Source organism: Paracoccus sp. (in: a-proteobacteria) (assembly GCF_032007265.1).
Classification (GTDB): Bacteria; Pseudomonadota; Alphaproteobacteria; order Rhodobacterales; family Rhodobacteraceae; genus Paracoccus.
In genome coordinates this window covers 32,079-53,193 of record NZ_DALZMB010000006.1, presented here as the reverse complement: position 1 = coordinate 53,193, position 21,115 = coordinate 32,079, and the positions used below count along the sequence as shown (strand labels likewise).

16 protein-coding genes are annotated in these 21,115 nt (G+C 59.6%); 1 reads left to right on the top strand and 15 read right to left on the bottom strand.

Annotation, left to right across the window (positions count from 1 at the left end):
* Window positions 1-398: 398 nt before the first annotated feature.
* From iolB to RTS12_RS02655, 15 genes are all read right to left on the bottom strand, one after another.
* Window positions 399-1,205 (bottom strand): 5-deoxy-glucuronate isomerase, encoded by an 807-nt coding sequence (gene iolB / locus RTS12_RS02725; protein ID WP_312525234.1) that lies wholly within the window; start codon window positions 1,203-1,205, stop codon window positions 399-401.
* Window positions 1,206-1,244: 39 nt separating this feature from the next.
* Window positions 1,245-2,138, bottom strand: coding sequence for a myo-inosose-2 dehydratase (iolE, locus tag RTS12_RS02720; protein ID WP_312525231.1), 894 nt, complete (start codon window positions 2,136-2,138; stop codon window positions 1,245-1,247).
* Between the two features lie 9 nt (window positions 2,139-2,147).
* Window positions 2,148-3,974: a 3D-(3,5/4)-trihydroxycyclohexane-1,2-dione acylhydrolase (decyclizing) gene (gene iolD, locus RTS12_RS02715; RefSeq protein WP_312525229.1), complete on the bottom strand. Its 1,827-nt coding sequence runs from the start codon at window positions 3,972-3,974 to the stop codon at window positions 2,148-2,150.
* A complete protein-coding gene (iolC, locus tag RTS12_RS02710; RefSeq protein ID WP_312525227.1) occupies window positions 3,971-5,872 on the bottom strand; it encodes a bifunctional 5-dehydro-2-deoxygluconokinase/5-dehydro-2-deoxyphosphogluconate aldolase in 1,902 nt (633 codons plus the stop codon). The genes iolD and iolC overlap by 4 nt, the downstream gene beginning before the upstream one ends.
* 1 nt (window position 5,873) lies before the next feature.
* The gene (locus tag RTS12_RS02705) at window positions 5,874-6,671 is read right to left on the bottom strand and encodes a TIM barrel protein (RefSeq protein WP_312525225.1); all 798 of its coding nucleotides are present in this window, start codon (window positions 6,669-6,671) and stop codon (window positions 5,874-5,876) included.
* A 10-nt stretch (window positions 6,672-6,681) separates the two neighbouring features.
* Window positions 6,682-7,692 (bottom strand): Gfo/Idh/MocA family oxidoreductase, encoded by a 1,011-nt coding sequence (locus RTS12_RS02700; RefSeq protein WP_312525223.1) that lies wholly within the window; start codon window positions 7,690-7,692, stop codon window positions 6,682-6,684.
* A 52-nt stretch (window positions 7,693-7,744) separates the two neighbouring features.
* The gene (locus RTS12_RS02695; RefSeq protein ID WP_312525221.1) at window positions 7,745-8,860 is read right to left on the bottom strand and encodes a Gfo/Idh/MocA family oxidoreductase; all 1,116 of its coding nucleotides are present in this window, start codon (window positions 8,858-8,860) and stop codon (window positions 7,745-7,747) included.
* 4 nt (window positions 8,861-8,864) lie between these two features.
* Complete coding sequence (locus RTS12_RS02690) at window positions 8,865-9,791, bottom strand: sugar ABC transporter substrate-binding protein (protein ID WP_312525219.1); 927 nt, start codon at window positions 9,789-9,791, stop codon at window positions 8,865-8,867.
* A 4-nt stretch (window positions 9,792-9,795) separates the two neighbouring features.
* Complete coding sequence (locus RTS12_RS02685) at window positions 9,796-10,809, bottom strand: ABC transporter permease (RefSeq protein ID WP_312525218.1); 1,014 nt, start codon at window positions 10,807-10,809, stop codon at window positions 9,796-9,798.
* A gap of 36 nt (window positions 10,810-10,845) precedes the next feature.
* On the bottom strand, window positions 10,846-12,360 hold the full coding sequence (locus tag RTS12_RS02680; RefSeq protein ID WP_312525216.1) for a sugar ABC transporter ATP-binding protein: 1,515 nt from the start codon (window positions 12,358-12,360) through the stop codon (window positions 10,846-10,848).
* A 60-nt stretch (window positions 12,361-12,420) separates the two neighbouring features.
* A complete protein-coding gene (locus RTS12_RS02675; protein WP_312525214.1) occupies window positions 12,421-13,362 on the bottom strand; it encodes a sugar ABC transporter substrate-binding protein in 942 nt (313 codons plus the stop codon).
* A 268-nt stretch (window positions 13,363-13,630) separates the two neighbouring features.
* Window positions 13,631-14,662, bottom strand: a complete 1,032-nt coding sequence (locus RTS12_RS02670; RefSeq protein WP_312525212.1) for a substrate-binding domain-containing protein — start codon at window positions 14,660-14,662, stop codon at window positions 13,631-13,633.
* 301 nt (window positions 14,663-14,963) lie between these two features.
* Entirely contained in the window at window positions 14,964-16,016 is a 1,053-nt protein-coding gene (locus tag RTS12_RS02665; protein WP_312525210.1) for an ABC transporter ATP-binding protein, read from the bottom strand.
* Window positions 16,013-18,208 (bottom strand): iron ABC transporter permease, encoded by a 2,196-nt coding sequence (locus tag RTS12_RS02660; RefSeq protein WP_312525208.1) that lies wholly within the window; start codon window positions 18,206-18,208, stop codon window positions 16,013-16,015. The genes RTS12_RS02665 and RTS12_RS02660 overlap by 4 nt, the downstream gene beginning before the upstream one ends.
* 88 nt (window positions 18,209-18,296) lie before the next feature.
* On the bottom strand, window positions 18,297-19,322 hold the full coding sequence (locus RTS12_RS02655) for an ABC transporter substrate-binding protein (RefSeq protein WP_312525206.1): 1,026 nt from the start codon (window positions 19,320-19,322) through the stop codon (window positions 18,297-18,299).
* 685 nt (window positions 19,323-20,007) lie between these two features.
* On the opposite strand from RTS12_RS02655, the gene RTS12_RS02650 reads away from it, so the two are divergent.
* The coding region (locus RTS12_RS02650; protein WP_312525204.1) for an ABC transporter permease subunit at window positions 20,008-21,115 on the top strand (1,108 nt) is incomplete at its 3' end.

Genomic DNA, 21,115 nt, shown 5'->3' with positions numbered 1-21,115 from the left:
AGCTAAGAGCTAAGAGCTAAGAGCTAAGAGCTAAGAGCTAAGAGCTAAGAGCTAAGAGCTAAATTAGGAACTGCGGGAAAATCCATTCAGGATCTTTCCGCAGTTTTTCGTCATTACGAATGACATATTTGCACATAGCATGTCGCGGCAAGACGGCTGGTTTGACTAAAGGCCTCCGCCCATTCACCGGCGGGGGCCTTTCAACCTGCGGATCTTCCTCGGACGGCAATCGGATCCCTTGACCAGCCCGGCACTCGCATTGCCCGTCAAAGCGCCTCGCAAGCCGTCCTCGCTTTGACGGCTACAAAAGAGCAATGCGTTTTGTCTGTTCAGACCGGTGCCTGCTCAGGCCCAAGGCTCAGCCCATGGCCAGCCTTGGTGCGAACACCCCTTCATCCCTATCCATTGTCGCGCTGCCAGATCCAGTCATGATCCGGATGGTTCTTATAGCGCCATTTTCTCACCGGCCCCGCCATAACATTGAGATAATACATCTCATAGCCATAGGGCGCGCCGCAGGGATGATGCCCTTTTGGAACCAACACGACATCACCATCCGCAACCGCCATGGTCTCATCAAGGGTCCCATCCTCTGTAAAGACCCGCTGAATGCCATAGCCTTGGGCCGGATTAAGACGATGATAATAGGTCTCCTCCAGATAGGTCATGTTGGGGAAATCGTCCTCATCATGGCGATGGGGCGGATAAGAGGACCAGTTCCCCTGCGGCGTGAACACCTCGGTCACCAAAAGCGAGTCGCAGTAATCATCGTTCTCCATCGCGATATTGTTGATGAAGCGCGTGTTTGCCCCAATGCCGCGCTGGGTCAGCGTGATCCCCTCCGGCCCAATCCGCCGCGCGGGATGGGTGCCGTGACCAGGGGCCGAGCAGACCGCAAGCACCAATTCGGTTTCCGCCACCGCCCGCCAGTCCGAGCCATTGGGCAGATAAAGGCAATGCGGCGGCGTCTTTTCAAAAACGCTCATCCGCTCGCCCAATACGCCCCATTCCTGACCAGCGGCCTCGATCCGTGCCTTGCCCTCGACGACCACCAAAATGACCTCGCGATCCCCGGTCACCCCTTCAGCGACCTCGCCAGAACCAAGCCGCCAAAGATCGAAACCAACATATCCCCAGCCCGCGCTTTCGGGGGTGATGTGATGAACCAGACCACACGGTCCCTTTGGCTTTACCAGCAAGCTCATCGCACCCTCACTTCATTCTTCATCATCCAAATACCCATGTCACGACAGCCCGGCATGTGCTGCCATATCCTTCAACGCGCCATAGCCCATCGATTGATAATGCAGCGGATTACGGACCAGACTGTCCTGTTCGGCCTCAATCACCAGCCAGCCCTGATAGCCCGCGCGCGCGGCCTCTTTCAGCACCGAAGGGAAATCAACCACACCCTCGGCATCGCCCGGAACCGTAAAGACGCCGTGGCGGACCCCATCCAGGAAGGACATGTTTTCCGAGATAACCCTTTCCATCACCTCGGCCCGGATGTTCTTGCAATGGATATGCCGGACGCGCCCCATATGCCGCTTGGCCAAGGCCGTCGGATCGCCGCCGCCGAAATAGCAATGCCCGGTATCCAGCAGCAGATTAACCGCATCCGAGGTCTCTGCCATCAGCCGGTCGATCTCCTCCTCGGTCTGGATCACCGTGCCCATATGGTGGTGATAGCACAGCTCGATCCCCTGACGCGCCGCCTCTTGGGCAAGCGTGGTCAGCCCTTGGGTGAAGCGTGCCCATTCCTCGTCCTTCATCACCGGCCGGTCAAGGATCCCGATCCCCTCCGAGCCATGGATCGTGTTCGAGCATTCCGCCGCGATCAGCGTTTTCGAGCCTGCTGCCTTCAGCATATCGATAAAGCCCTGCATCGCAGCCAGCTCGGTCTCGATATCGTTGGTCAGCAGATTGGTCGAATGCCAGCCGCCAATGAATTTCAGCCCATATTCACCAAGCTTTGCCTTAAGTTCGGCGCCGTCATTGGGCATTTTATGGCCCTTTTCGATGCCGTCGAAGCCGATTTTGCGGCAATCGCTCAGGCAATCGTCCAGCGACAGATGGGCGCCGATGGTTTGGTCATCGTCATTGGACCAGGCGATGGGATTGGTTCCGAAAAAGATCATGATACTGCCTCAGTTCACCAGCCGCTGGCGGGCCAGTTTGGTTTCATATTCCGCCCGCGCCGCGCGCAGCTTTTCGGTCGTGCCGACCTCGGGCACGGCCACATCCCACCAACCGCCGCCGATGCCTGCGCCGGTCTCGGCTTCGGTGTCGATGACGATGACCGAAGGGATTTCCCGCATCCGTGCCGCTTGGATTGCCGCTTCAAGATCGCTGATCGAGGCGACTTTCTCGGCATGTGCCCCCATTGCTGCGGCATGGGCGACGAAGTCGATCTGCGGCTGATCGATGACATTCGAGCTGGCATAAAGGTTGTTGAACTCGACCCCGCCGCAGCCCTGTTGCAGCCGGTTGATGCAGCCATAGCCGCGGTTGTCGGTCAGAACAGTGATAAAGGGCTGGCGCAACATCACGGCGGTCGCAAGCTCGCTGTTGGCCATCATATAGCTGCCATCGCCGACCATGCAGATCACATCCGCTGCGGGCCGGGCAAGCTTGATGCCAAGCGCCCCCGCGATCTCATAGCCCATGCAGCTATAGCCGTATTCCATGTGATAACCGCCCGATGCGGCACGCCAAAGCGTGTGAAGCGCCCCCGGCATCGTCCCAGCCGCGCACATGACAACGGTGTCCGGTCCCGCCTGCCGCTGCACCGCCCCGATGACCTGCGCGTCCGAAGGCAGCCCCGCGTGATTGGGCGCGGCCATGACGCGATCGGCGCGCGCGTACCAATCGTCACGCAAAGCCGCGTCCGGCTCGGGGAAGGTCAGATCGCCAAGCGCCGCGCCGATGCGCTTGATCGCGACCAAAGCATCCGAGACAAGCCCCAAGGCCCCGTGTTTGGCCGCATCATAGCCAGTGACGTTAACAGAAATCAGCCGCCGTTCGGGATTGCTGAACCCGGCCCAAGAACCGGTTGTGAAATCCTGAAACCTGGTACCCACGCCGATCACGACATCGGCACGCGCGCAAAGCGCATTCGCAGCATCGGTTCCGGTCACGCCGACCGAGCCGAAATTCAGCTTTTCCTGCCAGTCCAGTGCCGATTTCCCGGCCTGCGTTTCCACGACCGCAATCCGATGCTTGTGGGCAAAATCGCGCAGCGCGACCTCGGCCCCAGAGTAAATCACCCCACCGCCCGCAACGATCACCGGAGCCTTTGCGGCGCGGATCGTCTCGATCACGGTGCCAAGCTCGTGCCGGTCCGGCTCGGGGCGGCGGATACGCCAGATCTTGGGCGCAAAGAAAGCCTCGGGCCAGTCATAACCCTCGGCCTGGACATCTTGACAAAAGGCAAGCGTCACCGGGCCGCAAGTCGCGGGATCAGTCATGACCTGCATGGCGCGGGGTAGGGCCGTCAGAAGCTGCTCGGGCCGTTGGATGCGGTCGAAATAACGGCTGACCGGACGGAAGCAGTCATTGGCCGAAACCGTGCCATCATCGAAATCCTCGATCTGTTGCAGCACCGGATCGGGGCGGCGATTGGCAAAGACATCGCCGGGGATCAGCAGCACCGGCAGACGGTTCACATGCGCCAGCGCCGCCGCCGTCACCATATTCGTAGCCCCCGGCCCGATCGACGAGGTCACCGCCATCGCCCGCCGCCGCTTTTTCGCCTTGGCATAGGCAATCGCGGCATGGGCCATGGTCTGTTCATTTTGACCGCGCAGGGTCGGCAACTTGTCACCTATCCCCTGCAAGGCCTCACCAATCCCGGCGACATTGCCATGGCCGAAAATCGCCCAGACGCCGTCGATAAAGCGCTCTCCCTCATCGGTCATCTGCACCGAAAGCCAGCGCATCATCGCCTGAGCGGCGGTCAATCGGATCGTGGTCATGCCTGGGCTTCCTTTCGGGCGGTGTCCCACAATTCGCAAAGATTGCGGAAACGGCTTTCCATGTTGCGAACGGCCGCAACATCGTCGATGCGGCCCTCCATCCAGTCACGGGCGCTATCGCTAAAGATCGTGCGCCCGACGGCAAAACCGCGCACCAGCTTGTGTTTGGCGGCTATGGCAAAGCTCGCGGCAAGCTCTGCCTCGGGGGCATCAAGACCCAGCACGACAATGCCGCGCAGATAGGGGTCATGTTCGATGATCGTCGCAACGGCCTTATCCCAGGCGGCATCGGATTTCAGCGGCTCAAGCTTCCACCAATCGGGATAGACCCCGATCTCATACCAGCGCCGGATCAGCCGTGCGGTGGTCTCGTCATCAACTGGCGCGACCTTTGAGGGGATGATTTCAAGAAGGAACTCTAGATCATTGGCCCTTGCGGCCTGATATAGCCGGGTCACGGTTGCCTCTTGGGCGGCCTGCATCTCGGCGTCATCGTCAGGATGGCAAAAGCACAGAACCTTGACCGTTTGCCCCGCTGGCCATTCGACCAGTCCTTGGTTCGAAGCCCCAAGTTCGGTCTCAAGCTGAAGGGGCCGCGAGCCTGGCCATTCGGTCGGACGCCCGATCCAAAGCCCCGCGCCCGATGCCTTATGCAGCGCCGCGCGCCCCAAACGGTCGTCGCAAAGGATACCGTAGCCCTCGCGCCCGTCCTGAACCATCAGGGCGGCATCAAGGCACAGCGCCTTGAACCGCGAGATCCGCTCGGGTGTGGCGCCGGGCAGCGCCTCAAGCTGCATACGGTGATCGAAGGCAAAAGCCCGCAGATCGCCGTTCAGCGGATGCAGATTGGTCGCGCGGTGGATGCGTTCCAATGCGGCATCCTTGCGCAACGCCTTTTCGCGGATGCCACGCGCAAGGAAGAATTGCAGCTCGGCCCATGAGGGATAGGCGGGGGTACAGCCGTGGCGGCTGACCGCAAAAGCGCCGCAAGCATTCGCGTATTTCAGCGCGATGGGCCAGCTTTCCCCGTCAAGCCAGCCCTTCAAAAGCCCCGACATAAAGCCGTCGCCGGCGCCAAGGACGTTGAAAACCTCGATCGGGAAACCCGGCCCGGTTTCGCCACTGTGCCAGTCGGCGACCTCTCCGGTGAATGCGACCGCACCCGCTGCTCCGCGTTTGCACACGAGCGTGGCTTGTGAAACCGCGCGGACATTGCGCAGCGCCTGCAACGTGTCGGTGGTGCCGCCCGCGATATGAAACTCTTCCTCGGTCCCGACGATCAGGTCAAAAAGCGCGAGATGCGCTTGAAGTTTCGCCGTCACCGCCGCAGAGGCGATAAAGCGGTTCTCGCCGTCGCCATGACCCGAAAGCCCCCATAGGTTCGGGCGATAGTCGATATCCAACGCGGTCTGCGCGCCGCTTTCACGCGCAAGGCGCAGGGCTTTCAGCACGGCCGCCTCAGTCTGGGGATGAGAAAGATGCGTGCCGGTGGCCACGACCGCCCGTGCCTTGGCAATGAAGGCAGGGTCGATATCGTCTTCGCACAAGGCCATATCCGCGCAATTCTCGCGGTAAAAGATCAGCGGGAAGCTGTCCTCGTCGCGGATACCCAGCAAAACCAGCGCCGTTAGCCGTTCAGGGTCAGTCACCACACCGCTTGTATCGACGCCCTCGCGCGCCAGTTCTTCGCGCAGAAATCGGCCCATATGCTCATCGCCGACGCGGGTAATCAGCGCTGATTTCAGCCCCAGCCGCGCCGTGCCGGTCGCCATATTGGTGGGCGAGCCGCCGACATATTTGTTAAAGCTGCGCATGTCCTCAAGCCTGCCGCCGACCTGCGCGCCATAGAGATCGACCGAGGATCGGCCAATCGTGATGAGATCCAAAGATTTCGTCATTCTATCCATTTTCGTCCAATGCGCGGCGCAGGAAGCTCATGCTTTCTGCCAGCGCCATTTCGATATTCGGGAGGGCATGGGTACGGGGCGAAAAGGGCTCGAAGCTGATCGGCCCGCCATATCCATCCGCCAGCAACGACTGAAGCTGTCCGACATTGTTCAAAAGATCACGGCTATCGATCAGCTCGCGATGCTCGTCCTCCAATGCCTCGACCGGGATATTGGGATCGGTCACGCCCGAGACATGCACCAGCGCGGTACGGTGGGGATAAAGTTTGTCCTCGCCCGCCAGCTGGTGGTGGAAACTGTCGTGAACCAGCGCGAAATGCTCGAACCCGCCCGCCTCTGTGATCGCCGCAATCGCCTCGTCCTTGCGGCGCAAGGAGCTGCGTGGAAAGCCCAAAGGCTCGACATAGCCCATGATTGCCCGCGATTTCAGAATGGGGCGCAGACGGTCTAGCGCATCAACAACATGCGAATGCTCGACCTTGCGTCCGTCGTTGAGCGGGCACATCACCAGGGCGCCAATTTCAGCTTCGGCCGCGTAATCGGCAAGGCGCTTTGCGCGGCTGTCAAGATCATCAGACCACAGGTTAAAGGGATAAAGCCCGTTGATCGTCAGGATACGCACCCCGGCTTCGCCCGCCATTTGCGCCAGCTCACGGGGCGGGACCGTACCGACATCGTCTGGCAGATCGTTGCGGATTTCGACATCAGTAATGCCCAGTCGCCTTGCCATTGCCAAAAAGGCAGGCAGCGGCATTTGCGGCGCAGCAATATGGTTCAGGGCGAAGCGCATGGCACCATCCTTATGCGTAAAGGGCCGGGCGCTCGGGCAGAGCAATACGGACCGGAACCCCTTCCTGCTCTTGTGCGCTAACACAGGCGTCAGCAGTCACGGCCGCGACGTAGCCATCCCACGAGCTTGGGCCAGCGGCAGTGCCCTTGGCGGCCGCTTTCAGAAAATCGGCAAGTTCGTAATCATAGCTGTCGATGAAGCGGTCCTTCCAATCGGTGAGGATCGGATTTGACAGCATGGCGTTTGATCGTGTTTGCACCGACATCGGTTCGGGCAGTTTGGCGATTCCGTCCTCGCCAACGATTTCGCATTGAATATCATAGCCATAATGGCAGTTCACAAAGACCTCGACATCAATCACCACGCCTTTTTTTGTCTCAAGCACCACGACCTGAGGGTCACGCAGCTTTTCATGGGCACGTGGGCTTTTGCGCGGGAAGAACACCTGAGCCGAGACGTAATCGTCATCTAGCAACCAACGCAAAACGTCGATTTCGTGGATCAACGTGTCATGGATCGCCATCGGCGTGGTGTAATTCGTGCCGACGCGCTGATTGCGATGGGCTGCGTGGACCATCAGCGGCGCGCCTGTGACATTTTGCACGGCGTGACGCAGCGCCAGATAGCCCGGATCATAGCGGCGCATGAAGCCGACCTGCACCAGACGCTTGCCCGCCGCGACCTCGGCCTTGACGATATTTTCCGCGCCCTGGGCTGTTGTGGCCAAAGGTTTTTCGCAAAAGCAGGGCTTTCCAGCGGCGATGGTCGCCAGCACGTATTCCTCGTGCGTCTGGCCCCAGGAACACACCAGAACCGCATCGACGCCCGGATCGTTGATCAGCGCGATTGGATCGTCAAAGATGGTCGCCTCGGGGGCAAAGGCAGTGACGCAGGCCTGGGCATTGTCGCGGTTGACGTCATTCACCGCGACCACTTTGGCCCCGGCCAGCACCTGATTGATACGCCGGGTATGGTCCTGCCCGATGGCGCCGGTCCCGATGACCCCGATCTTCACTGTCATTTTTCTTGCTCCGTTTCGCGGCCGGGGCCGCAGTCTTTTAAAATGTCGATGGTCAGAAAGTGACGGCCTGCCCGCTCATCGCGGATTGGGCCATGCCGTGGATGATGCGCTCGATCCCAAGACCGGCACTGAAATCGGGCCAAGCAGGGGTGACGCCTTCGATGGCGCGGCGCAGCGCCTCGGCCTCGACCACCTTTTGCTCGTTGAAGCCAAAATTATGGCCCGGCGCGGGGCAGAAGGCAGCAAAGCCGGGCTGGGCCGGGCCGGTAAGGATACGGCGAAAGCCGTCGGTCTCGGGGGCGCCGGGCTGATACAGCCAAAGCTCGTTCATGTTTTCCTGATCAAAGCGCAGCGTGCCTTCGGTGCCCTGAACCTCCCAGAAAAGGCGGCAGCGATAGCCCCGCGCTACGCGCGAGCAAGAGAACTCGCCCGAAGCACCCGAGGCAAAACGGATCAGCGCCTGCGCCTGATCCTCATTCTCGACCCTGGCAGTCGCGCTGCCATGGGGGCGATCCGAGATTACCGTATCCATCTGCGCATAGACGCGCGCGACATCGCCCATCAGCGCGATCATGACCGAGACGAGGTGGCATCCAAGATCGCCAAGCGCGCCCAAGCCACCACCTTCGCGGGTCAGTCGCCAGCTCCACGGCAGGTTCGGGTCTGCCATGTAATCTTCGTCATACATGCCGCGAAAATGGATCGGGCGGCCGATGACGCCCTGCCGGATCAGCTCGGCGGCCGCGCGGAAGGCAGGAGAGCGGGTGTAATTATAGCCCAAAATCGTCACCCGCCCCGAGGCGCGCGCGGCATGGGCCATCGATTCCGCATCGGCGACGGTCAGCGCCATCGGCTTTTCCAGCCAGACATGCTTGCCCGCAGCCAAAGCGGCTTCGGCCATTTCGCGATGCATTCCATTGGGTGTGGTAATCGAGACCACATCCACCGCCGGATCTGTCACGGCCTCGCGCCAATTGTCGGTGCCGCGGGCAAAGCCATATGCTTGCGCCGCGGTGCGTGCCTTTTCCATCGGCGTGTCGGCTAAAACCTCCAGCCGGGGCGGCACGCCGCCAAAGGCTGTCGCAACATTGCGCCATGCCATCGCGTGGCATTTGCCCATGAAACCTGTGCCGATCAGCGCGACGCCCAAAGACTTCGTTTCGCTCATATTCTCACTCGTAATTCGCAATCGTGTCCGGGGTGACCGGTTCGAAGGGGATCCAAATATTGCCCTGAGCTTTGTCGCCCTTGGCCATTCCGACGGCGGTTTGCAGCGTCACCTCGCCCTGCTTTTTCGCGTTCTGGAAAACGGTGACGTCAAGATCCCCGGCCTTCATCGCAGCAAGCCCGTCCGGCGTCGCATCGATACCGGCAACGACGACCTTGGTCATATCGACGCCCGCCGCCTTCAGTGCCTGAATCGCGCCAATCGCCATCTCGTCATTATTGGCGATGATCGCGGCGAAGGGTTGGCCGGTGGTCAGCCAGTTCGCGGTCAGATCCTGGCCCTCGGTGCGGCTCCAATTGCCGACCTGCTTGTCGATGATCTTCATGCCCGAGCAATCGGGTGTGGCGATGACATCTTCGATATCCTGTGTCCGGATCTTCGAGGATTCGTTTTCCAACGGGCCCATCAGCACATAGATATCGCCCTTGCCGCCCAGAAGCTTGCAGACCTCTTTGGTCTGCATCGTGCCGCTTTCGACCTCATCTGAGCCGACAAAGCTGGTGCCCTCGGGCATTTGCGCGTGTTCAGCGGGCGGGTGGTTCACATAGACCAAGGGGATCCCGGCATCGACCGCCATCCGCGTCATCGCGGGCGAGGCCGAGCCATCGACCGCATTGACGATGATTGCATTCACCCCATTGGCAATGAAGTTCTGAACTTGGTTTTGCTGGCGGGCGACGTCAAGTTGGGCGTCCTCGACGATTAGATCGACCCCGTCCTTGGCGGCCTGTTCTTTGATCCCGTTCTGAATGATCGTCAGGAACGGATTATCGAAAGAGGTCATCGAAACCCCGACCTTTAGCCCATCAGCCAGCGCCGGAGCCGCCAGTGAAACCATGAGGGCAGTCGAAAGAAGTAAAGAGTGCTTCATCTGATTAGGCCTTCTTGCTGCGCTTTTTCTGGCGATAGACGTCGGCCACCACGGCCGCGACAATGATCACGCCCTTGATCATTTCCTGGTAATAGGCGTCGAGCCTTAGGAAGGTGAATCCCGAGATGATGACGCCAAAGATCACCATGCCGATGCAGGTCCCAAGGATCGTGCCGCGACCGCCGGTCAAAGACACCCCCCCGATTACCGCCATGGCAATGGCATCAAGCTCGTACATCGTGCCCATGCCTGCCTGCGCCGTCAGCCCGCGCGAGCTGACCACGATCCCGGCCAGCGCCGACAGCAGCCCCGCAACCGCATAGATCTTGACCAACTGCTTTTCGACATTGATGCCCGAAACCCGTGCAGCCTGCGGATTGGCCCCGATCGCATAGGTGAATTTGCCGTAGCGGGTATATTTCAGCACGACATAGAAAATCGCCGCCACGATGAGAAAGATCATCACCGGATGCATACCCTTGCCGATCCAGGCATATGCGTCGCTTGGAAAGGAAATCGGCTGGCCCTTAGTGTACCATTTCGCAAAGCCGCGCGCCGTCACCATCATGCCAAGCGTGGCGATGAAGGGCGGGATCTTGGTATAGGCGATCAGCACGCCATTGATTGTCCCCGCGATCAACCCGGCCAGTAAACCGACCGCGACCGGGATGATGACGGGCAGGCCAGTCAACGCCGGATAGACCGCCCGCTCATAGCCCGAGGCCTGGGCAAGGCTCATCGCGATCATCGCAGTTGCGCCGACAATCGAGCCCGAGCTCAGATCGATGCCGCCCGAGATGATGACCTGGGTCACGCCGATGGCGATGATCCCCACCACAGAGACCTGCAGGATCATGATCGAAAGCCGCTGCCAGTTCATCAAAAAGCTTTGGCCCTGTGTGATCCAGCCAAGGATCTCGAAAACGGCGCAGATTGCGACCAGAACCAACAGAATATTTAGTTCAGCGACCGAGGCGCCGCGGCGGCGCGGGGTCGGAAGGGCGGTTGCGTCAGTCATGACTTGTCCTTGTCCATTCGCTGTCCAATCGCGGCTTCATTTCGCGGCCAGCGACATGATCTTGACCTGATCGGCCTCGGCGCGGTCGAGAAAGCCCGAAACCCGGCCCTCATGCATGACCATGATCCGGTCGCTCATTCCCAAAACCTCGGGCAGTTCCGATGAGATCATGACAACGGCGACGCCTTGCGCGGCGAGATTGGTGATCAGACGGTGAATTTCGGATTTCGCGCCCACATCAATGCCGCGCGTCGGCTCATCCAGGATCAGGATACGCGGATTGGTCAAAAGCCAGCGCGCGATCAGCAGCTTTTGCTGGTTCCCGCCCGACAGGTTCTCGACCTTTTCCAACAGATCCGGTGTCTTGACCCGCAGCACCCTTGCCATTTCCTCGGCCTTGGCGGTCACCAGTTTCTGATCGATGAAACCGTGTTTGACATGGCCCTGAGTGATCAGCGCCGTTTGGATGTTTTCTAGACAATTCAGGATCAGGAAACAGCCGGTTTCCTTGCGATCCTCGGTCAGAAAGGCCATGCCATGGCGCATCGCATCCGAAGGGCAGGTGATCTGGACATTGCGCCCGTCGATCAAAACATCGCCCAAAGGCGCGGGATGAACGCCGAAAATCGCCTCGGCCACGTTCGAGCGTTTTGACCCGACCAGCCCCGCAATCCCCAAAATCTCGCCCGAGCGAACGGAAAAGCTGACATCCTGAAAGACGCCGGGCAGGGTCAGGTTGCGGACCTCCAGGACGGTCTCGCCAATCGGGCAATCGACCTTTGGGAACATCTCGGTGATCTCACGCCCGACCATCATGCGGATGATATCGTCGCGGGTCACATCCTTCGAGGCATGGGTTCCAACATATTTCCCGTCACGGAATACGGTAAATTCATCCGCGATCTCAAAGAGTTCGTTCATCTTATGGGTAATATAGACGATTCCGATCCCGCGCGCCTTCAGGTCGCGGATGATCGCAAAAAGATGCTCGACCTCGTTTTCGGTGATGGCCGATGTCGGCTCATCCATGATCAGCACATCGGAATTATAGCTGACCGCGCGGGCGATCTCGACCATCTGCTTTTGCGCGACGGTCAACTCACTGACCTGCGCGTCAGGATCAAGACGGATATTGAGCCGCGCGAAAAGATCGGCGGTCATGTCGCGCATTTTGCGGTGATCGATCAGCCCAAGACGGTTCTTCGGCTCGCGGCGGATCCAGATATTTTCGGCGACCGTCATCCAGTTCATCAGGTTCAGCTCCTGATGGATCATGGCGATGCCAGAGTTCAACGCATCAAGCGGCGTCTTGACCGAAAGGGGCTGCCCGGCAAAGCGGACCTCGCCTCCGTCGGGTGTATAGACCCCGGCGATGATCTTCATCAGCGTCGATTTGCCCGCGCCATTCTCGCCCATCAGGGCATGGACCGAGCCGGGACGCAGCCGCAGCTCGACCCCGTCAAGCGCCTTTACGCCCGGAAATTCCTTTACGATGTGATCGACTTCGAGAATATATTCGCCCTGATAGCGACCAGCCGCTTGATCGAGCATCTGTTCCTCCCGTTCAGGATGCTGCACGGGGGCGCGTTGCACCCCCGTGCCTGTCGCGGCTTAGTTTTTCGAGGTGAAATCGCCGAGATTGTCCTTGGTCACCAGTTGGAAGGGGATATAGACCTTGCTTTCAACCTTCTCGCCCTTGGCAATCTTCAGCGCGGTATCCAGCGCGCCCGCGCCCTGACCCTTGGCATCTTGGAACACCGTGACGTCAAGATCGCCCGCTTGCAGCGCGGCAAGGCCGTCCTGCGTCGCATCGACACCGCCGACCACGATCGAGGCCATATCCTTGCTTGCCGATTTCAGCGCCTGAATTGCACCAATCGCCATTTCATCGTTGTTCGAGGCGATGGCGTCAAAGCCAGTGCCCGCCGACAACCAGTTGGTGACAAGATCGGTCGCTTGGGTGCGCTGCCAGTTCGCGGTCTGCTCTTCGGCGACGGTGATGAATTTGCAATCATCTCCAGCAATGACGTCCTTGAAGCCCTGAGTACGCTCGCGCGAGGCCTGGTTCGAGAGTTCGCCCAAAAGGATCACAGCCTTGGCTTCGGTCTTGCCTGCTGCTTTAAGCTGCTTGCAAATTTCCTCGCCCTGCATCCGGCCCGCGTCATGCTCCAGCGACCCGACAAAGGCCTGTTTCTCGGGCAGGCTGTCGATATTGGCGGGCTGGCGGTTCACATAGACCAGCGGGATCCCGGCAGCAGATGCAGCCGCGCTTAATGCAGCCGTGGCATCCGTATCCACCGGGTTCACAATGATCGCATCCACGCCCGATGCGATAAAGTTGTCGACCTGATTTTGCTGTTTGCCGACATCGTTCTGGGCATCTTCAACCTGAAGCGTGACATTGCCCAGCTCTTTGGCGTGATCGCCCATGCCGTTTCGCAGCACGGTCAGGAAGTTGTCGTCGAAAGCGGCCATGGAGACGCCGATATTCTCGGCCAGCGCCGGGCTCGAAAGAAGCGCCAGTGACGCGGCCGTCAGCAGAAAGTTCTTCATTCCAATCCTCCCAGTTGTGGTGTCCCGCGCATCGGTGATTGGCCTGATTTCAGGCAAATCTTGATCAGTGCCGCGAAGCGAACTTCGTGCAGCGGGTTCTTCCCATTTATAGAAGGGTCCACGCTTCTCCTCGTGGCGCGGATCCCGGCCATGAGATTCCGTAAGAAGCCCCGACCGGTCAACCAGTTTAATAAGACATTTCTCTCATCTTTGAGAGAATTTTAGCGGATAATGATAGATTCCATCATTTTTGCGAGACCTTGCAATCTTATAGGCTTTCAGGCGTCACAATCAGTGATGTGACGAATCTCTGGCCCGGACTTTCGGCCATGCCATGTTCCAAAACATGGGCGGATGCGCTTAGGATTTCGACGGCAAGCTGTTGCAAGGGCGTGCCCAGAACCGCAGATACCGAACCTTGCATCAAGCCCTGACGCGATTCCGGCGTCAGCTCATGGACCAGCAAGGCGATCTCGCGAGAGCGCCCGGACTCACTAAGGGCCGCAATCGCCCCCTCCATGCCACCGCCTGCGCAATAGATCCCGGCAAGCTCGGGATGGCGGTGCATGATTTCTTGCGTCGTCTCATAGGTCAGCTGTCGGGTTTCAAGGTTGATCAGCGTATCAAGAAATTCGACCGCTGGCGCATATTCACGGAAATAGCTGCGAAACCCGGCCTCGCGCAGGTCATGGCCGTGAAAGCGGTGGCCGCCGATAAAGACGGCTATTTTGCCGCGCCGGGGCAGGGTGCGATGCATCAACCAGCCAGCAGTTCGCCCTGTTTTCAGGTTGTTAGTGCCCAGATAAGCCTCGCGAAGACCCTGCGCAAAGTCGGACAGCAGCGAGAAAACCGGAATACCGCGCCCGCGCAGCAACGCAACCGCCGAGGTGACTTCGTGGTGATCGATCCCCGTCGCCGCAACGGCCTGAACCTTTCCCGCCATACTTGCAATGGTTTCGGCAAAGTCGCCGGGGGACTGGCCTGGCGAGAACTTGACCGTCACCCGCCAGCGCCGCGCCGGATCATTGCGCGCTGCCTCTGCAACCCGAGTGGCGAATTCTTGGTAAAATGCGTGGCGTTCTTTTTGAAGCACCAGCCCAATATGGAATTCAGGAATATGTGCCATGACCCGCTGCCGGATCGCTGTCGCGGCATGATAACCAATGGCCGCTGCCGCCTCGGAGACCTTACGTGCGGTCTCTTCACGCACCTTGGCGCGTGCGTTCAAAACACGGTCGACGGTCGCCACACTTACCCCAGCGGCTGCCGCGACATCTTCGATAGTCGGGCGTGCACCCATGTTTTGATCCTTTTGATGTCATGCGGCGTGATAGGTTATGAAAGGATATGATATTGCTTTATCACCGGACGCATCTGTCTGGGCAATAGGTTCTTGGCCCTGCCACCTCGTGATCAGCCCTAGGTCGCATCCCCCCTCAACATGAAAGCGCAAACTGATCTCAGCGCCCCACGGCAGACCCATTTCCGCTGCCAAAGTCATGGAGATGTCGCAACGGCATATCACAGATCAGCATCCGCCCTATCGCAACGCCAAGGGGGGTCGGAAACTTTAGCTGGTCTCGGCGTCTGCCACCTTGCGTTCAAACAATCAGCGCGACGCCCTGACCATTCAACCCGAGCAGAACCTTGGAGCCAGAAGCTAGGGGCGATTGGGGGGCGTAATCGGTGACGAAAAGCCGGCCGATTTCGCTGTCGATCTCATATTCGGCATGATCGCCCAGATAGGCCGAAGACAAGATCCGCCCCGCGATACCCTCAGCCGCGCCGACGGTGAAGGCGTTCGGGCGAATGGCGATCTTGATGAGGCCGGGGCGGGCATTGCGTGCGGGCAGGTCGGTTTCAACCCCACCCACCAACACCCGGGCACGCCCGCCATCGATCGCAAGCACCTCGCCCTCGACCACATTCGCCTCGCCGATGAATTTGGCCATGAACTCGGACGCCGGGGCCTCGTATAACTCTCGCGGGGTGCCCTGCTGCGCAATCTCGCCCTGATTCATCACGACGATCCGATCTGAAACCGCCAGGGCCTCTTCCTGATCATGGGTGACATAGACTGCCGTAAAGCCAAGCCTTTGCTGAAGCTCGCGAATTTCGGTCCGCACCCGGCGCCTAAGACGGGCGTCGAGGTTGGAAAGCGGCTCGTCCAGCAGCAGGACTTGAGGTTCCAGCACCAGCGCCCGCGCCACCGCAACGCGCTGCTGTTGGCCCCCTGACAGCTCAGAGGGCAGGCGCTTGCCCAACCCGGCAAGGCCGACCAGTTCAAGGCCCTTCTCGGCCGTTTCGCGCGCCAGTGCAGCCGCCATCCCGCCAGATTCAAGGCCATATGCGATATTTTGCAGCACCGACATATGCGGAAACAGCGCGTAGCTTTGGAATACCATCGTTACATCGCGGCGGTTTGCAGGCAACCGCGTCACATCCTGCCCGCCGATCATGATCGCGCCCGAACTCGGGCTTTCAAGCCCTGCCAGCATCCGCAGCGTCGTGGTCTTGCCGCAACCCGATGGGCCCAGCAAAGTCACCAGCTGACCGGGTTCGATTTTCAGATCAAGGTTCGGGATAGCGGTAAAGCTGCCATAATCCTTGCGTACCGCGCGGAATTCGACCGCGCCTCTTTGCGGATTGCTCACGTTCCTGCCTCCGAAACCGTCTGAGGGGCGACTTTGGGCCGCCGCAATTTGCGCTCGCCGACGAGCATCTGAAAGACGACGATCACGGCAATCATGACGACGATCAGCGCCGAACTATAGGCGATGGCGACGCCGTATTGGCCGTTTTCGACCAAACCAACGATATAGGATGTCGCCATGTTGTATTTCGCCGAAACCAAGAAAATGACCGCCGAAATCGAGGTGATGGCGCGCACGAAACTATAGACCAATGAAGCGGTGATTGCCGGCTTCAAAAGCGGAAGAATGACGCGGCGCATCGTGCGGCCCGAGCTGGCGCCAAGCGTCAGCGAGGCCTCATCCAGGCTGCCATCGATCTGAGACATTGCCGCGACGCCCCCGCGCACGCCCACCGGCATATTGCGGAAAACGAAGCAGACTATCAGGATCAGCGCAGTTCCCGTCATCTGGATCGGGGGCAGGTTGAAGGCCATGATATAGCTAATGCCGATGACCGTACCGGGGATGGCAAAGCTCATCATCAGCACGAACTCAAAGATCCCTTTGCCGGGAAAGCGCTGCCGCGCGATCAGCCAAGCGGTCAGCAGGCTGACGGCGGCGGTCAGCGGCGCCGCAATCAGGGCGATCATCATCGTGGTCCAGAAACTGTTCCAGGCCACACCGGTAAAGCGGATGCCGTTGTCAAAACTCATGCCAAAGGCGCGAATATAGTGGTCGAATGTCAGGCTGTGATCGAGGCCCCAAAGCTTCACGAAACCGCCAAAAAGGATCATTGCATAGACGATGATCGTAAAGGCCACCCACAGCGAGACCACCGTTATGACCGGCCAGGCCACCCGCGCAGGCAGCGCGGCGTGGCTGCCGCCGTCGCCTTTACCGCCCACCGTCGCAAAGTTCTTGCCCGACAGCCAAAACCTTTGTGCCAGGAAGGCCGAAAGCGTGAAGATCAACAAGATCGCCGCCAGAACCGCGGCTCGCGAGGCATCGTTTTGCGCGCCGACCACCGAAAAGAAGATCTCGGTCGACAAGACACCGCCAGAGCCGCCCAGAACCAACGGGTTGCCGAAATCGGCCATGCTTTCGATGAAGCCGATGAGGAAAGCATTCGCCAGCCCCGGTGCCATCAGCGGAAGCGAGACCTTGCGAAATGTGCGCCAGCGCCCGGCGCGAAGTGTCTGCGAGGCTTCCTCCATCGAGGGGCTGACACCCTCGACCACGCCGATCAGCACAAGAAACGAGATGGGCGTAAAACTTAGAACCTGCGCCAACCAGATCCCGGTCAGCCCGTACAGCCAGCGGCCCAGCTCGACGCCCGTCAGCGAATGGATCAATTGCGTGACCGTCCCCGAGCGGCCAAGCAACATGGTTAGTGCAAGGCCGACAACAAAGGGCGGGGTGATAATCGGCAAGATTGTCAGCAGCCGAAGCCCTTTTTTGAAGGGAAAACGGGTTCGGGTTGCGACCAATGCGAAAGCCAGACCAAGCAGAGTCGTCGCGGCTGCCGTGCAGATTGCCAGACCTAGCGTGCGCCAAGCGACGCCGCAGAAGCCTCCGCTTAGGCAAGAAAGGCTCCAGATCTTCGGATCGACGATATTGTGCAGCACGCCCTGAGCGGTAAATGAGCCGTCAACGTCCTGAAAGGCGCCGGTAAAAATCGAAAGGATTGGATAAAGGACGAACACCGTGACCAACAAGATCAGCACCGCAATCGCGGTCAGAATGAAAGCGTCCCCCTTAAGCGCGCCACGTTCGGCCAAGCCAAACGAAATCAGACAGGTCAGGACAAGGACGATAACCACCGCGCCCGCACCAAAGGCCTGTTGACCTTTGACCGCACCGAACAGCTGCTCTAGCAGACCCCAGTTCCAGCCGCGCGTCCCGACCGACAGCCCCTGCGCCGCCATCCAGATCAGTCCAAGACTGCCAATCCAGATCAGCCAGCGCCCGCGTTTTGCACCCGAAGGCGTCAGCCGCAAAGCCACCGCAGAGGCCACCAGCACCAGCACTGGCCAAAGCTGCCAGCGCCCCGACAACGCCTGCAGCGCCCCCGGCCAGAGGGCATCTTTAAAGAACAGCCCGCTTACCCAGTCAAAGCTGAAAAAACCCGATTTGACTCGATACCACGGTAAGAAAAGCAGGGCGAGAATCGCCGCCGCCAGCACCCGGTCAAGCCGCTTGTTGTCCGCATTCATTGTGCTGACCCTGCCCGCCTGTCGGCTTTCCTAGATCACAAGGAAAGATGCGCGTGCAGCATCCCGCGCACGCGCATCCTAAAAGGCGTCATTCCGCCGCGCGACCGCCGACTTCGGCATCCCAACGGGCAAGAAGTGCCTTACGAACTTCGGTCGAGCCATATTTGGCCATGTCATAGTCGATCAATTTGATGTTCGAGAGGTCCGGCACCTCGGGCGAGGGCACGGCATTCTTGTTCGAGGGGATCTGGAACGATCCCGCCGCCGGCATCAGGTTCTGCGCCTCGGGCGACAGCACCCAATCATAAAAGACCTTGGCCTCGTCGGGGTTTTGCGCCCCTTCGATCATCGACATCGAACCGACCTCGTAACCTGTGCCCTCGCATGGCGTCACCGGTTGGATCGGGAAACCCTCGACCTTTTGGCTGACCGCATCATGCAAGAAGACGATGCCGACACCCGTCTCGCCCCGTGCAGCCGCCTTTACCGGGGCCGAGCCCGATTTGGTGAATTGCGAGACGTTACCGCTGAGCTTTTTCAGATAAGCAAAGGCCTCATCCTCGCCCATCAGCTGCACCAGCGTCGCAAGGGCGGTATAGGCCGTGCCCGACGAATTCGGATCGGCGATCTGGATTTCACCCTTCAGCTTCGGATCCAGCAGATCGGCCCAGCAGGAGGGGCCCTTGATGCCCTTTTCCTCAAGGATCTTGGTGTTATAGCCCCAGCCAAGCGCGCCTGAATACACGCCAACGGTGCGATCGCCGGAAATTTCAGCCTGCTTTTGTGCCCAATCGTGCAGATCGGGCAACAGGGGCGATTTGTATTCGGCGGTCAGCTCTTCGGCGGCTGCCTGCAAATGGGGGTCGCCCGTGCCGCCCCACCACAGGTCGGTCTGCGGATTGCGGCCCTCGGCGCGGATTTTCGCATAAGCCTCGCCCGAGGACATCCGCACCATGTTCACATGAATGTCGGAATGAGCCTTTCCAAACTCCTCGACCAGCTTTTCGCAAATCACCACATCTGCCGCGCAGATCAGGTTCAACTCACCCGCTGCCGCCGCATAGGCAGGCAGAGACAGGCCACCGGCAAGGGCGACCAAGACCGCTTTTTTCATCTTTCTCCTCCCTGTCCCCCGACCAAGGGGGCCGCTTCTTGTAAAGCTGTGCATCAGGTTCGGTCGCGAATCGTGATCATGTCAACGAGTAAATTCATCCGTAAGATTGACGGCAGATCTTCTTGTCTAAAAATTTTGCAAAGCTTTTCACGGCTGCAATTTCGAAAGGCCGCCATCGCCCGCCTCTTTTGACATCGCATCAAAGCTCGCCAAGCTTGCCAGAATCGGGCCGGTTTTGACCCCTCCTATGCTGGCCAAAGGCGTAGATTTACTGCCAGAAACCCCAATATGGGGCGGCAGGCGGCACCCAAGAGGCGCGGCTAAAACCCAGGCTTTTCAGCTCAACCCATTAGCGTTTAGGCAGACCCAAAAAGAAACCACAGGCGGCGCGCGGATCGCCCCGACCATCGATACCAGCGTCCCATCGTCATTTTATTGACATCTTCCCCGGCTAGGTAGCCGCTAGCCAAAGGGTGTTTCGATCTTCATTTGCACAGCTGTGCAAAAAATGTTGACTCGCTGCATATCCCATAGGAAGCTTCTGATTGAGGAGCGGGTGGAGCATGTTTGTTTCCATCTGAATTAAAGACATGAGGTGCGGACAGCCGCACCCTGCCGGGGAGGACGACATTGCACAGCTCTGCTGACGATGCTGCATGCGCGCAGAAGACGAGGGGGGCCGCTGGTGTCTTCGCTTGATCACGACATCGACCGGGCGGCTGGCTCTGGCGGGCGCCTTCGCTACCGACTAAGGCTCGCGCTGCGCGATCCGACTACGGTGATCGGCATCCTGATGGCGGTGCTGTTTCTTTACCTGATCATCGTCCCGATCCTGTCAATTCTCACGGATTCGGTGACGGTCCAATTCGGAGACGAGCGCCGGATCAAGGCCGAGGGCGGAACGTTTACCCTTTACTATCTTGAGCGGGCGCTCAGTTCGCGGGTCGCACAGGATCTCTTCTGGGTCCCGCTGCTGAATACGCTCAAGGTCGCGGCTGGGGCCATCGTGCTTTCGCTGCTGATCGGAACGATCTTGGCTTGGCTGATCGCGCGGACCGATATGTTCGGGCGCCGCTGGTTCGCGACCGCGCTGATCGTGCCTTATATGCTGCCCGCCTGGACCTTTGCGCTGGCGTGGTCGACGCTCTTCAAGAACCGCACGGTCGGTGGACAGCAGGGCTGGCTTGAGGCGATTGGTTTGACGCCGCCCGACTGGGTCGCTTACGGCCAGTTTCCGATCACCGTCATTTTGGCGCTGCATTACACACCTTTCGTCATCTTGTTGTTCGGCTCGGCGCTGCGCCGCTTTGACAGCCAGCTTGAGGATTCCGCCCGCATTCTTGGCGCCTCGTCGCTGACGGTTGCCCTTCAGGTGATCCTGCCGCTAATGCGCCCGGCGCTGCTTTCGGCCGTGGTTCTGATCTTTGCCAAATGCCTTGGCGAGTTCGGTGTACCCTATGTTCTTGGCCTGCCTGTAAAATTCGACGTGCTGGCGACCTCGCTTTACCGCTCGATCGGGTCGCGCCAGACCGGCGTTGCTGGGGTGCTTGCGGGCGCAATCATGCTGATCGGGATGATTGCAATCCTGATCGACGCATGGCTTGCGCGCGAAGCCCGCCGCTTTGTCACCGTCGGCTCGAAAGGTTCGATGAACCGCGCCTCAAGGCTGAAACGCTGGCGGCTGCCCGCCACCGGATTCGCCGGAACGATGTTCATCCTGAGCGTCGGTCTGCCGATTTTCACGCTGGCGCTGTCGACGGTCATGCGCCGTCCGGGCATTTTTGAGTGGTCAA